Source organism: Anaeromyxobacter sp. SG64, from assembly GCF_022690745.1.
In the GTDB taxonomy this organism is placed as follows: domain Bacteria; phylum Myxococcota; class Myxococcia; order Myxococcales; family Anaeromyxobacteraceae; genus Anaeromyxobacter; species Anaeromyxobacter soli.
The window spans coordinates 1-13259 of sequence record NZ_JALCZB010000111.1 but is presented as its reverse complement, the minus strand read 5'-3'; the positions used below and the strand labels follow the sequence as shown (position 1 = coordinate 13259).

At 74.2% G+C, this 13259-nt stretch carries 9 protein-coding genes; 3 read left to right on the top strand and 6 right to left on the bottom strand.

The window, feature by feature from the left end; genetic code table 11:
• A partial coding sequence (locus tag MNZ29_RS21240) for an alpha/beta fold hydrolase (RefSeq protein ID WP_242356634.1) occupies nt 1–570 on the bottom strand: 570 nt, incomplete at its 3' end.
• 189 nt (nt 571–759) lie between these two features.
• Between MNZ29_RS21240 and epmA the strand changes: the two genes are divergently transcribed.
• Entirely contained in the window at nt 760–1776 is a 1017-nt protein-coding gene (gene epmA / locus MNZ29_RS21235) for an EF-P lysine aminoacylase EpmA (RefSeq protein ID WP_242340944.1), read from the top strand.
• Between the two features lie 127 nt (nt 1777–1903).
• Here epmA and MNZ29_RS21230 read toward each other — a convergent pair whose 3' ends face one another.
• The 5 genes from MNZ29_RS21230 to MNZ29_RS21210 all read right to left on the bottom strand — a co-directional run bounded on the left by MNZ29_RS21230 (nt 1904) and on the right by MNZ29_RS21210 (nt 10007).
• Complete coding sequence (locus MNZ29_RS21230; RefSeq protein ID WP_242340945.1) at nt 1904–3106, bottom strand: HNH endonuclease; 1203 nt, start codon at nt 3104–3106, stop codon at nt 1904–1906.
• Between the two features lie 694 nt (nt 3107–3800).
• On the bottom strand, nt 3801–5579 hold the full coding sequence (locus MNZ29_RS21225) for an ATP-binding protein (RefSeq protein ID WP_242356632.1): 1779 nt from the start codon (nt 5577–5579) through the stop codon (nt 3801–3803).
• An 8-nt stretch (nt 5580–5587) separates the two neighbouring features.
• Nucleotides 5588–7732 (bottom strand): cyclic nucleotide-binding domain-containing protein, encoded by a 2145-nt coding sequence (locus MNZ29_RS21220; protein WP_242340947.1) that lies wholly within the window; start codon nt 7730–7732, stop codon nt 5588–5590.
• 114 nt (nt 7733–7846) lie between these two features.
• The gene (locus tag MNZ29_RS21215) at nt 7847–9013 is read right to left on the bottom strand and encodes a class I SAM-dependent rRNA methyltransferase (protein ID WP_242340949.1); all 1167 of its coding nucleotides are present in this window, start codon (nt 9011–9013) and stop codon (nt 7847–7849) included.
• Between the two features lie 148 nt (nt 9014–9161).
• The gene (locus MNZ29_RS21210) at nt 9162–10007 is read right to left on the bottom strand and encodes an MBL fold metallo-hydrolase (RefSeq protein ID WP_242340951.1); all 846 of its coding nucleotides are present in this window, start codon (nt 10005–10007) and stop codon (nt 9162–9164) included.
• Nucleotides 10008–10212: 205 nt separating this feature from the next.
• Here MNZ29_RS21210 and MNZ29_RS21205 point away from each other — a divergent pair, with 205 nt between their 5' ends.
• Both MNZ29_RS21205 and MNZ29_RS21200 read left to right on the top strand, forming a co-directional pair.
• Nucleotides 10213–11796: a CotH kinase family protein gene (locus MNZ29_RS21205; protein ID WP_242356630.1), complete on the top strand. Its 1584-nt coding sequence runs from the start codon at nt 10213–10215 to the stop codon at nt 11794–11796.
• Between the two features lie 231 nt (nt 11797–12027).
• The coding region (locus tag MNZ29_RS21200) for a metallophosphoesterase family protein (protein ID WP_242356628.1) at nt 12028–13259 on the top strand (1232 nt) is incomplete at its 3' end.

The following is a 13259-nucleotide window of genomic DNA, read 5'->3' as shown; positions in this document are numbered from 1 at the left end:
GCGGAGCGCGGCGGGGGAGGGCAAGGGCGTCCGCGCCCGGAGGGCGGCGGCGCGAACCGCGGCGCCCGCGTCGAGCTCGCCCGGCACGAACATGCCCTCGTGGAAGCGCGCGGCGGCGCGGGCGGGGTCGCGCTCCACGTGGCGCGCGAGCGCCGCGAGCGTGCGCGCGGGGAGGCCGTGCGGCCAGCCTTCGCCCTCGGTGAAGCGCGGGGTCGCCGAGACGAGCGCGAGCCCCGCGATCCGCCCGCGCAGGCGCGGCAGCGCGGCGAGCGCCGCCTGCGCGCCGAGCGACCAGCCGAGGAGCACCGCGCGCTCGAGGGCGAGGGCGTCGAAGGCCGCCACGAGATCGCTCGCGAGCTCGGCGAGCGTGAAGGGCGCGCCCGCCTGGGAGCGGCCGTGGCCGCGCAGGTCCGGCGCGAGCGCGCGGCGTCCGGCGAGGAGCGCGGGCGGGAGCGCGTCGAGGAGCCAGCGGCCGGACAGGGACCAACCGTGAACGGCGAGGAGCGCCGGCCCCTGGCCTTCGTCCTCGCAATGGAGGGTGAGGCCCGGTCTGTCGAGGAAGGACGGCATCTCGCGCGAGCGGAGGGGCAGTATCGCGAGGGGCGAGGGGGTCGTCAACCGGGGAGGGCGGAGGGGTTGACGAGGGGAGGAGGGTCGGGGACGAGGTCGGGGTCGGGGTCGGGGTCGGGGTCGGGGTCGGGATCGGGATCGGCGGTTCCCCTCGGCACGCCGACGCGCGCGCGGTTACTCTCCCCGCGCATGCCCGTCTCCCGACGCGAACGCGCCCGCCAGCGCGCCCGGCTCGCCACCGAGGTGCGCCGGTTCCTCGGCGGCCTCGGCTATGAGGAGGTGGAGACGCCCACCCTCGTGCCTGCGCCCGGCATGGAGCCGCACCTGTCGCCCTTCGAGGCGCCCTTCGTGCCGGAGGGCGGGGGAGCGGCGCGGCCGCTCTGGCTCATCACCAGCCCCGAGTACGCCATGAAGCGGCTCCTCGCCGAGGGCTTCCCGCGCATCTTCCAGCTCTCGCGCGTGTTCCGGAACGGCGAGATCTCGCGCACGCACAACCCCGAGTTCACGATGCTCGAGCTCTACCGGGCGGGCACCGACTACGAGGGCGTGATGCAGGACCTCGAGCGGCTCCTGGAGGCGTGCGCGCGCGCGGTCGCGGGGGGCACCCGCGTCGCCCGCGGCGGGCGCGCCATCGACCTCGCCGCCCCCTTCCCGCGCACCACCGTCGCGGACGCGTTCCGTCGCCACGCTGGCGTGGACCTCGCGGCCTGCGGGGGCGACGCCGGCCGGCTCGCCGCGGCGGCCCGCGCCGCGGGACACGACCCCGGACCGCCCGGCGAGGGGTTCGACGACGTGTTCTTCCGCGTGATGCTCGACGCGGTCGAGCCACGGCTCGGCGTGGAGCGGCCCGAGTACCTCGTCGACTGGCCCGCCTCGATGGCCGCGCTCTCCCGGGTGAAGCCGGACGACCCGCGCTGGGCCGAGCGCTTCGAGCTCTACGCGGGCGGGCTCGAGCTCGCGAACGGCTTCACCGAGCTCACCGACGCGGCGGAGCAGCGCGCGCGGCTCGTGGAGGAGCAGGCGCTCCGTCGCGCCCTGGGGCGCCCGGTGTTCCCGCTCGACGAGCCGTTCCTCGAGGCGGTGGGCCGCATGCCCCCCGCGGGCGGCGTCGCGGTCGGGTTCGACCGCCTGCTCATGCTCGTCGCCGGCGCCGAGGCGATCGAGGACGTGCTGCTCTTCCCCGCGCGCGGCTTCTTGTCGATCTGACGGGGGCTGCGCTTTGAGGATTCGTCACATCTTCGGCTGCTGACCGACGGAGGCGGCACTGGTCGGCCGAGCGGCGCACCGCGCGCTCCGGTTCGGCATCGGCGCGTTGCCCGTGCGCGGCAGCGGATCACGGCGCCCACATCCCCAGCTGCATGACCGGACGCAGAGGTGCCACGTCAGCGTGCGCGGGCGGCGTCGGCCCGTCGCTCGACTCTCGCCGGAAGCGATCCATGTGCTCGCGCCCGAAGCTCCTCTCTGCGTGAAGCAGATTGTGAGCTCGGCAGGCGAGCCGAAGGTTGTCGATCGTCGATGGTCCCCCGAGGGAGGCGGGTTGAATGTGGTCGAGCTCGAGCTTCCAGCGGCTCTTGCAGCGGCAGCCGTCCGGGCCGACCCAGGCGCAGCGCCCGCCGTCGCGCTTCCACACGGCGCGGCGCACTATCGCCGGGATCGTGGTCCTCCCCTCCGAAGGCTTCGCCGCGGCCGCCGTCCCGGCCTGCTCAGCCGTGGCCTGCTTCGCTCCCTTCGTCTTCCGCTCCGGCGCGACCGCGCCCTTGCGCTTGCCGTGCTTCTCGATGGCGCAGCGGATCGCCTCGTGGAGCACCGCCGCGAGGTCGCCGTCCGGGACCTTGTGCGACAGAAGCGACCGGAGCGTCTCGAGGTCCTCCTTGCAGGCGCGGTCGAGGGTGACACAGAGCGACCAGTGGCTCTCCGAGACGGCGAGCGTCTCGGCCCGTCGCTTCGCCTGCGCGACGGGGGGCGGGGGCGCCGGCAGCGCGCCGGCCGTGGGACCGGGGCCGAGGGTCGGCTCCGCAGGGCCGGGTGCGGTAGCCACCTCGGCCCGCTCGGCCTGCGGGAGCTCTAGCGCTGCGCTCACCACGGCGGGCGCGCGTTCGGTGAGCTTGCGAAGGCCAGCACGCGGAGCGGTGCGCGCCTGGACGGAGGCGACGAGGTGCTCGACCTCGGCCCGGGTCCGGAAGGCGGCGCGAGCGAGGAGGTCGTCCACGTTCTGCTCCGTGAGCACCTGGCCGAGGAGCGCCACGGTGGAGAGGCAAAGACGCCCATCGCGCAGCGGAGCTTCCAGGATCGGGAAGCGGCGCAGCACCCGCATCGCCTGGATGCGCCGGCCGGCGGCGCCCTCCCGGAGGTGGAGCGCCTCCAAACAGTACGCCCAGAGGGACGCATGGCCGATCTCGACGAAGGCGCGGCGCCGATCGAATTCGTCGAGGTGCAGGAGGAAGTCGACCTGGACGTTCCGTTCCTCCCCGGCGAGCTCGCGCAGGCGCAGGGCGAGGACGTTCGACTCGAGAGCAGCGGGAGTGAGCGCAGACATGGGGATGCACCTCCAGTACACCCTTCGTAGCACGCGATTTTCGAAGCTCCGGGGACGCTCCAGGCTCGGGTCTGTGCGGCGTTCTCCGGCGCACCCTCGTCGTTGCCCCAAGGCGATCGGCGCGCGCTTCACGCGCGAGAAGCGTGCGCGAGAGTAGCCTTCCCGCGCCGCCCGTATGCCTGAGCGCAATCGGGGCGAGAAGGCGTCAATGGGGAATGTTTCACCCACCGCAACTGGGACGCCCCGCCTAGCGCGAGGAGAGCCGCGACACCGGCCGGCGCTACCGCTGGCGATAGCTGTCACCATAGGTGAATACGGTCGACCTCCCACGACGCTCCAGCCCGCGCTCCGGGGCGAGCTGCGGAGGCGCCTTCGAGAAGTCCGCGCGCACCCCGCGCGAAGTCACTCCGTCGCCCCTCGACACGACGAGACGCTCCCCTGCTCCGCCGCCTTCCCGCGTTCATCGGGGTCGAGCACGAGCGCGTGCGCGGCCCCCGTCGATGCCCGAATCCGACATGCGCACGGAAGCCGTGGTCGAACCACCCGCCGCTCGTCCGGCGAGTTGCACTTGTCATGAATGATGAGGGCTGCGCCCCCACCCCTGCTCGCCGGGTCCCTGCGCCAACGCGATCGGCTTCGCCGATTCCGCTTCGGCGCCGCTTCGCTCGCCTGTTCGGGAATCACCCTCCCGCGCTCAGTGCGCGGCCGCGGGGTCCAGGGCGCCGTGGCCTGGGCGGGCGCAGAGCGGCCGGAGCGGCAGCTCGACCTGGAACGTGGAGCCCTTCCCCGGCGCGCTCTCGACGCGGATGGTGCCGCCGTGAGCCTCCACGATCCGCCGCACGATGTAGAGCCCGAGCCCGAGCCCGCCGTAGTTGCGGGACGAGACCGCCCGCTCGAAGCGCTCGAAGATCTGCGGCTGATCCGACGCGGAGATCCCGATGCCCTGATCGCGGACCACGAGCACCGCGCCGGTGGCGGAGGGGCCGTAGCTCACCTCGACGGGCTTCCCGGCCCCGTACTTCACGGCGTTCGAGAGCAGGTTCGTCACGACCTGCGAGAGCCGCAGCCGGTCCCAGGCGCCGCGCACCGGCGTGCCCGAGGCGGAGAGCGTCGAGCCCGTCTGCGAGGCCTCGTCCTCGAGCTGGGCGAGCGCGTCCGTCACCACCGCCCCGAGCTCCACCTCCTCGAGATCGAGGTCGAGCTTGCCCATGTGGATGCGCGAGACGTCGAGCAGCGCCGCGACGAGCTTCTCGAGCCGCTGTCCCTGCCGCTCCGCAGCCCCGAGGACGCGCTCCACGTGCTCGGGCGGGAGCCGCTCGAGCGCCTCGCGCGAGGTGACCCGCCGCATGTTCCCGAGCGCGAGGCGGAGCGCCGTGAGCGGGGTGCGCAGCTCGTGCGAGGCGATGGACAGGAACTCGTCGCGCGCCGCGACCGCGTTCTGCGCGTCGGAGTAGAGCCGCGCGTTCTCGATCGCCTGCGCGGCGCGGTGGGCGAGGTCCTCGAGCAGCGCCTCGTCGTCCGCGGTGTACGGCGCGCCGCCTGCGTCGCGCATGAGCGTGATGTGGCCGAACACCTCGTGGCGCTGGGCGAGCGGCGCGATGAGCAGGCTCGTCACGCCCTCGAGGTAGGGCCAGTACTCCGGCTTCATCTCGTTGCGCACCCTCTCCTGGGAGAGCGCAGGGATGCGCAGCGTCCGCCCGGTCGCGAGCGGGCCGGCCGTGATGCCCTCGTCGGTCCGCTGCGGGGCGGCGGCGATGATGCGCCGGCGCAGCGCGGCCCGCTCCGGGGAGGGGTGGTAGACCGCGACCGGGACGAGCCAGTTGCCGTCCGGCGAGACGACGCGGATGAGCGCCCCGTCGCCGATGAGCTCGCACAGCCGGCGCGCGACGGTGTCGAGGGTCGTCTTGTAGTCGAGGCCGGAGGCGAACACCCGCGACGCCTCCGCGAGCGCCTCGAGCCGCTTCGCCTGCGCCCGCAGCGCGACCTCCGCCTGCGTCCGCTCGGTGATGTCGAGGCCCGTCGCCACGATGGCCCGGACCTCGCCGGCCTCGTCGAGCAGCGACGCGTTGCTCCAGGACACGAGCCGGCGCTGCCCGTCGCGCGCGATCCAGTGGTTCTCGTGCGTGGTGGTGGCCCGGCCGGCGCGGAGCGCGTCGAGGGTGGCCCGGACCCCGTCCCGCTCCTCGGGGAGGATGAGGTCCCACAGCGACCGGCCCAGCATCTCCTCCGCGGAGTACCCCGTCGCGCGGGCGCAGGCGGCGTTCCAGCGGCGGACGTAGCCCTCGCGATCGAGCACCACCACGAGCGCGCCGGTCCGGTCGATGACCGCCTCCGCGAGCGCGCGCTCGTCGACGAGCTCGTCGAGCTCCGTGCGCAGCGCCGCCGCGTCCTCCGGGGCGCACGCGCGCGCGGTCTCCTCCACGAGCTCGCGGAAGCGGCGGAGACGGCGCGAGTCGCTGCCGTTGAAGGGCATCCCGGCCCTCAGTACTCGAACCCGCTCCCGCCGATGAACTCGCGCAGGAGCGAGGTGGGCGGGACGTGGTCGGGGTAGATGGAGACGAAGCGATCGACGAGGTAGCGGAGCCGGTGGGCGGTCGGGTAGGCGGCGTGGTTGGGGGGCACCTCCAGGAGGTACCGCTCGGCGAAGACCTTCAGGACGGCGGGCTCGTACACGAGCGACGAGTCGAACACCGCGTCCGCCTCGTGCTGGTGCGGGAAGATGTGCTCCCGCTCGCCGGCCTGCACCGAGGGCCAGCGCAGGATGTTCTCCGCCGCCCCGTACCCGCGGCGGTGGCGGTCGCGCACGATGCGCCGGAGGAGCCGCAGGTCCGTCGCGGACGTGCGCGTGAGCCGGTCGAAGGGCAGGGTGGTGGCGGGGTGGATGAACACCCGGTAGAGCGAGCCCGCCGGCGGGATGTCGTCGAGCAGGCGCGGGTCGAGGCCGTGGATGCCCTCGACGAGGAGCACGTCGCGGGGGCGGAGCTGGATGACCGGGCCGCCGTCCGGGTGGCTCGTGCCGGTGAGGAAGTCGTAGCGCGCGGTGCGCACCGGCTCGCCGGCGATGAGGCGGCGGACGTGGTCCTGGAGGAGCGGGAGGTCGATCGCCTCGAGCGCCTCGAAGTCCCACTCGCCCGCGTCGTCGCGCGGGGTGCGCTCGCGGTCCACGTAGTAGTCGTCGAGGCCGAGCGCCACCGGGTTCACCCCGTCGATCTGGAGCTGGACGGTGAGGCGCTTGATGAAGGTGGACTTGCCCGACGAGGACGGGCCCGCGATGGCGATGACCCGCAGGCGGTCGCGGCGGGTCGCGATGGCGTCGGCGATCTGGCCGATGCGCTTCTCGTGGAAGCCCTCGGCCACCCGGATGAGCTGCGACACCTGGCCGGAGATGCACAGGTCGTTGAAGGCGCCGACGCTCGTCACCCCGAGCGCCTCGAGCCAGCGCTGGTGCTCCGCGACCATCCCGCCGTCGCGGGAGGGCTGCCCGCGGCGCGCCGCTCCGCCGCGGTGGCCGTTGCGCGGATCGCGGTCGCCGAGATCGAGCGCGAGCCCCTCCTCGGCGGGCTCGAGCCGGAACCCGCGCACCGCGCCGGTGGACGGGAGGAGAGGGCCCATCGAGAGCGCGTACAGCTCGCCGCACGAGACGAGCCGCACCGTGGCCTGCCGTCGAACGCGCAGGAGCCGGGCCGCGTCCTCCCACCCGCGCTCCGCGAAGTACGCGGCGGCCTCGTCGGTCGGCCAGTACTCGAGCCGGAAGGGCGCGTCGGCCTGGGCGAGGCGCGCCATCTGCTCCGCGAGGCGCGCGGCGTACGCCGGCCGCTCCGCGGGCTCGAGGCCGTGGACCAGGACGACCTGCCGCGTCCCGCGCGACGGGCCCATGCGGACGGCGAGCGCGGGCGCGAGCTGGTGCGCCGCCTCGAGCAGGAGGAGCCCGACCGAGTGGGCGTAGATGGTGCGCCCTTCCCAGTGACGGAGGGTGAGCGGCGCGACCGTGGTGTCGGTGAAGACCGGGGTCGCGAGCGAGACCGGCTTGTGCGCGAGGAGCCCGCCGACGACGAGCGCGCCGTCGAGCTCGGCCGGGAGCAGCTCCGCGAGGCGGGTCCCGGTGCGGACGTGCCGGACCTCGCCGAGGAGGTGCACCGTCACCTCGGGCGCGCGCGGCAGCGAGCGGCCGCGGAGCAGGAGCCCCATCTCGCCGGTCACGCGCCGGAGCTCCTCCGAGAGCGCCGCCGCGAGGGCGGTCGCGAGCTTGGCGGCGAGGGCCGGGTCGTCGCGGACGAGCGCGTCCCAGCCGCGCGCCGAGAGCCGCGCCACCGTGAGCGGGGTCTCCGCCGTGACGGTCTCGCCGCGGTGGTCCGCCGAGAGCGGCGCGAGCTCGCCGAAGTGGTCGCCGGGCCCCAGGCGCCGGAGCGGCAGGTCGGCGCTGCGGAGCGTGGCGGCCCCCTCCAGCACGAGGTCGAGGCCCCGCCCGGCGTCGGCGTCCGCGTGCACCCGCGTGCGGGCCGGGACCGTGACGAGCTCGGCGCGGGCGAGCAGCCGGGCGCGCTCGGCCGCGTCGAGGCGTGCGAGGAGCGGCGCGCGGGCGAGCGCGTCGAGCGGGCCGGTGCCGAGCTCATCGGGCCGGATCATTCCGGGCGCGTCTCCTCCGAGAGAGGTGCGGCTGGAGATCCTACCCCGCCGCGCGCCCGCGCCGATAGGAGGTCCTGCGCCCGGCGAGCGCCCGCGCGGGGCCTTCGCGTAGCGTCAAACCACCCGCAGGACGAAGCACTTCAGGTACCGCGTCTCGGGGACGCCGAGCAGCACGGGGTGGTCGCGGCCCGCGCCGCGGCGCTCGAGGAGCTGCACGCGCCGCCCCGCGTCGTTCGCGGCGTCGAGGACGAGCTCCTCGAGCATCGCCTCGGCCAGGTGGTAGCTGCACGAGGCGGTCACGAGGATCCCGCCCGGCTTGAGGATCTGGATCGCCCGGAGGTTCACCTCCTTGTAGCCGCGCCGCGCCGCGGCGAGGGCGTCCTTGTTCTTCGCGAAGGCAGGGGGGTCGAGCACGACCAGGTCGTAGGCGGGCGGCTCCTCGGCGCGGTCGCGCAGGTAGTCGAACGCGTTCGCCTCGACGACCTCGACGTTCGCCGCCCGGTTCAGCGACACGTTCTCGCGCAGGAGCCCCGCGGCGGTGGGCTGCATCTCGACGGCCGTGACCTGCTCGGCGCGCAGGGCGAGCTGCAGCGCGAACCCGCCCGCGTAGCTGAAGCAGTCGAGGCACCGGCCGCGCGCGTACTCGCCGGCGCGCAGGTGGTTCTCGCGCTGGTCGAGGAACGCGCCGGTCTTCTGCCCGGCGAGGAGGTCGATGCGCATGCGCACCGCGCCCTCGGGGTAGACGACCGGGCCCGGCGCCTCCCCGCGCAGCACGCCCTTCACCTGGGCGAGCCCCTCGAGCTCGCGGACGCGCACGTCGTTCCGCTCGACGATCGTCCGTACGCCGAGCGCCCCGGCGACGAGCTCGGCGAGGAGCGCCTTGCGCCGGTCGGTCGCGGGGACGAGCGTCTGCAGCACCGCGGCGTCGCCGTACCGATCGACCACGAGGCCGGGCAGGAGATCCGCCTCGCCGTGGACGACTCGGACGAATCGCTCGTCGCCGAACGCGCGCCGGCGCAGGTCCACCGCCGCCTCGAGCCGCTCGGCGAGGAACGCCTCGTCCACCGGCACCTCGTCGCGCGTGACGATGCGCAGCGCGATCTTGGAGCGCGCCGACCAGAACGCCTTCGCGAGGAAGCGGCCGCGGCCGTCCACCACCGCGACGACGTCGCCAGCCTCGGCCGCGGGCAGCTTCTCCACGTCCGCGCGGTAGATCCACAGGTGCCCGGCGGCGAGGCGCTCGGCGCCCCGGCGGCTGACGGTGACCTTCTGCTCTTCCATTCGTCGGGCTCCTCCGGCCAGAAAGCCGGAGACCCTTACCCGAGGTGAGCGCGCCGCGCCAGCGTCGCGCGGCTCGCGCGAGCCCGGCCGGAGCCGGCCGAGGCCGCGCCGGAGCGGCCCGCGGAGCGCGCCGTCGCGCGGCCCGGCGTCAAAGCTCCACCGCCTCGTGGAACACCGGCTGCCCCGCCTCCTCGCGCAGCCGGCACCCCGCCATGAGCGGATCGTGCTCGAACACCAGCACGCCTTCGTCCTCGAGCACCTCGGCGAGGAGCACCTTCTTCTCCTCCACGGTGGTGACCGGGAACAGGTCGTACCCCATCACCCAGCTCGGCCGGAGGTGCGCGTGCGTCGGGATGATGTCGCCGCAGAACACGAGGTGCGTGCCCTCCCCGCGGAACCGCGGGAGCTGCTGCCCGACGGTGTGGCCCTCGGAGAGGATGAGGTCCACGTCGGGGAAGGGCGACTCGTCGCCGTCGATGAGGTGGAGCCGGTTCGAGTGCTGCAGCAGCGCGAAGTCGTCGGGCAGGAAGCTCCCCGCGTCGCGGTCGGACGGCGCGTGTGCCCACAGCCAGTTGCGCCGCTGCAGGTGGTACGTCGCCCGCGGGAAGGACAGCTCGAGCCGGCCGCCCGCGCCGCGCCGGGTCGTGCCGCCGGCGTGATCGAAGTGCAGGTGGGTGAGGAGGACGTCCGTGACGTCGTCGCGCGAGAGGCCGAGCCGGGCCAGCCCGGCGTCGAGCCCTCCGGCGGAGCGATCGATCGCGTAGATGTCGGAGCGCTTCGGGTCCCACTTGTCGCCCAAGCCGTCGTCCACGACGATGACGCGGCGCGCGTCCCGGTCGATCGCGACGAGGCAGCGCGCGGCGAGCCGGATCCGGTTCCGCGCATCCGGGGCGAGCTTCTTCTCCCACAGTGGCCGGGGGACGATCCCGAACATCGCCCCCCCGTCGAGCGCGAACCAGGCGTCGACCACGGTGGTGATGTCGTAGCGGCCCATGCGCACGGGACGAACCTACGCGGCCGTGGCCGGAGCGGCTACTTCTTCACCCCGCCGTGCGCCCGCCTCCGGGTCGCGCTCCCCGGTGGGCGGCCCGCCGCCCACGCCGGGTGCACCGTCCGAGGCGCCGCCGGGTCGGCTCCCAGTCGAGCAGGTGCGCCCTGCGCGGCGCCGCTCCACGGTGAGCGGAGAGGCCGGAGGTAGCATGACCCGACGGAAGGCCACCCTGCTCGCGGCCACCGCCCTGCTCGCGCTATCGGCGGCGTGCAGCTCCCCTCCCATCCACGACACCTCGGACGGCGACGGCCTCCCGATCGTTCCGCCGCCGCCTCCTCCTCCACCTCCGCCTCCGCCCACCTCGTGCGGGATGAAGATCACCGGACCCGCCTGGATCCTGGAGGGCGACGCGCTCCGGCTCACGGTCGCCTGCTCGGGCAACGAGCCCCTGCCCGCCTCGTCGGTGCTCGAGGGCTTGCCCGCAGGAGCGCTGCTCGACCTCGCGGCCGGGACCATCTCCTGGAAGACCGGGCTGTCCGATGCGGGCGTGTACGACGTCGTCGTGCGCGTGCCCGGCGACGGGGAGGCGCTCCTCCGCGTGGGCGTGGCCGATCGGTGGGACGCGCCCGGGAACGCTCCGCCCGACCCCGCCCGCTACACCGAGGAGTACGGACTGCCCGTCTTCCACCTGCGCGTCGACGGCACCGTGAACTTCACCACCTACGTGCCGGCCTCGCTCACCTACCGCGGCCGGACCCGCGGCATCGAGGTGAAGTACCGCGGCACGCGCTCCGCCGACTTCCCGAAGAAGAGCTACACGCTCTCGTTCCCCGACACCGCCCAGTTCTCGGATCCGCTGCTCGGCTTCCCCGCGCGGAAGAAGCTCCTGCTCGTCACGACGTTCGACGACGTGACGCAGATCCGCGATCGGCTGGCGCTCGGGCTCTGGAGGCGCGTCGCCGACCGGCCCATCGACGTCCGCACGGCCAGCGCCGTGCTCTACGTGAACGGCGAGTACCGCGGCGTCTACATGATGAGCGAGAAGATCGGCGGGCAGGTGCTGAGCGAGCACGGGCTCGACGGCGACGGGAACCTGTACCAGTCGAAGACGAACCTCGCGAACTTCTACGCGACCAGCAACGAGGGCCAGCCGAAGCTCACCTGGCACGACGGCTACGAGAAGGAGGAGGGCACGCCGCTGCAGGGCGAGCCCGGCGCCTTCGACGAGCTCGACGCCCTCGTCCAGCTCGTCGCGACCGCTGACGACGCGACGTTCGCGGCGCGCCTCGCGGCCGTGGCCGACGTCGACGAGCTGCGCGACTGGTGGGTGATGGTGATGCTCGCGCGCTCCTCCGACTGCGCCCGGAAGAACGTCTTCCTCTTCCACGACCCCGCCGGCGGTCCATGGCGCGCGACGATCTGGGACTACGGCGCGAGCCTGGGCCAGGAGTGGCAAACCAAGCACCAGGCGGCGGACTCGGGCGAGGAGTTCGTCTGGGAGAACGGCCTCTTCCGGCGGCTCCTCGCGCCGCCGTTCGCCGCCGGCACGCGCGCGCGGCTGGGCGCCGCGGTGCGCGAGCGGGTCCCCGTCGCGGACGTGCTCGCCGCGTTCGACACGCTCGCCGCGCAGACCGAGGCCGCCGGGGCGCGCGACGAGGCGCGCTGGCGTGACGCGCAAGCCGCGTTCTTCGCGCGAGAGGGGCGGGTGGGCTGGCCGTCGCGCGAGGAGGAGCTCGCGTACACCCGCGGCTGGATCGCGGCGCGCTGGGCGTATCTGGCCGGTCGCTACTGAAGTGCTGCCCCCTGAGCCTGCGACGCATCCCTCGCTCGACTCGAGCGGTGATGCGCTCTGCCATCGCGGGCGATTGCATGCGACTCGAGAGATCGGGGACCGCTGCCTCCCCTCGGAGGAGGGAACCGCTCGTGGCCTCTCACGCGCCAGGGGATGTTTCCCGGCCGGGCGGGCGTTCGAACCGGGACACGGGTGATCGGGCGAGGTCCCGCTCTCCCGTCCGGAGGTCGGATGAATGCACGGGTTTTCCTCCTTCTGCCTACCCTTCTGGCTGCGGCGCCCGCGCTCGCGGCACCGTCGCAGATCCACCTCGGCTGGCAGGGGCCGACCGACACCACGATGACCGTCGCCTGGCGCTCCAGCGAGCCCACCGGCGCGGTCGAGTACGGGGGCGACACCGGCTACGGCCAGACGCAGGCTGCGGCGTCGGTCGCGTACCAGGGATCGTACCTGCACGAGGCGCAGCTCACCGGCCTCTCCGCGGGGACCGCCTATCACTTCCGGTGCGGCAGCGCGGCGAGCTGGTCCGCGGATCGCACGTTCACGACGGGACCGACGCCCTCGGCGAGCGCGAGCTTCCGCTTCGCCGCCTTCGGCGACAGCCGTACGGACGACGCCGCGCGCGCGCAGGTGCGCGCGGCCGTGCAGCGGTCCCAGCCGGCGTTCTCGATCGACTCGGGGGACCTCGTCGAGAGCGGCGGGACGCAGTCCCTCTGGGACGGGTGGTTCACGACGATGGAGCCCCTCGTCTCGACGACTCCGTTCGTGTCCGCCGCCGGAAACCACGACATCGGCGGCGGCCTCTTCTTCGCGCAGCTCGCGCTGCCGCGCCACGCGCCGAGCGCCGCCGGCTACGAGGACGAGGCGTACTCCTCGTTCGACTACGGCAACACCCACTTCGTCGTGCTCTTCACCGAGCCCGCCGGCACGGCCGGCGACGCCCAGGACCAGTGGCTCGAGGCCGACCTGGCGCGCGCGGCGAGCAACCCCGACATCCGCTGGACGGTGGTCGCGTTCCACCGCCCGCCGTACTCCTCCGGCGAGCACGGCAGCGACACGGGGCTGCGCCAGCGGTGGGGCCCCATCTTCGAGAAGTACGGCGTGGATCTCGTGCTGAACGGCCACGATCACGACTACGAGCGCAGCCGGCCGATGGTGGGAGGACAGCCCGCAGACGGCGGCGTGACGTACGTCGTGACCGGCGGCGCGGGCGCGCCGCTCTACACGGTGGGTGCGAGCGACTTCACCGCGTTCTCGCGCGCGACACACCACTTCGTCGAGGTGGACGTGACGGCGAACACGCTCACGCTCGAGGCGCGGGACGTGGACGGCAACGCGTTCGACTCCGTGACGCTCACGCACCCCTCGCCGCTCGCCGAGACCCCCGCGACGCCGGGGCCGACGCCGGGCGGGTCGGGGCAGACCCACACGCCGGCCCCGCCGGCCGCGGGCGCGGGGAGCGG

What these genes read in the sequence shown, in the direction of transcription:
- epmA (WP_242340944.1), top strand. Translation starts at nt 760, where the DNA reads ATGCCCGTCTCCCGACGCGAACGCGCCCGCCAGCGCGCCCGGCTCGCC.
- MNZ29_RS21230 (WP_242340945.1), bottom strand. Translation starts at nt 3,106, where the DNA reads ATGTCTGCGCTCACTCCCGCTGCTCTCGAGTCGAACGTCCTCGCCCTG.
- MNZ29_RS21225 (WP_242356632.1), bottom strand. Translation starts at nt 5,579, where the DNA reads ATGCCCTTCAACGGCAGCGACTCGCGCCGTCTCCGCCGCTTCCGCGAG.
- MNZ29_RS21220 (WP_242340947.1), bottom strand. Translation starts at nt 7,732, where the DNA reads ATGATCCGGCCCGATGAGCTCGGCACCGGCCCGCTCGACGCGCTCGCC.
- MNZ29_RS21215 (WP_242340949.1), bottom strand. Translation starts at nt 9,013, where the DNA reads ATGGAAGAGCAGAAGGTCACCGTCAGCCGCCGGGGCGCCGAGCGCCTC.
- MNZ29_RS21210 (WP_242340951.1), bottom strand. Translation starts at nt 10,007, where the DNA reads ATGGGCCGCTACGACATCACCACCGTGGTCGACGCCTGGTTCGCGCTC.
- MNZ29_RS21205 (WP_242356630.1), top strand. Translation starts at nt 10,213, where the DNA reads ATGACCCGACGGAAGGCCACCCTGCTCGCGGCCACCGCCCTGCTCGCG.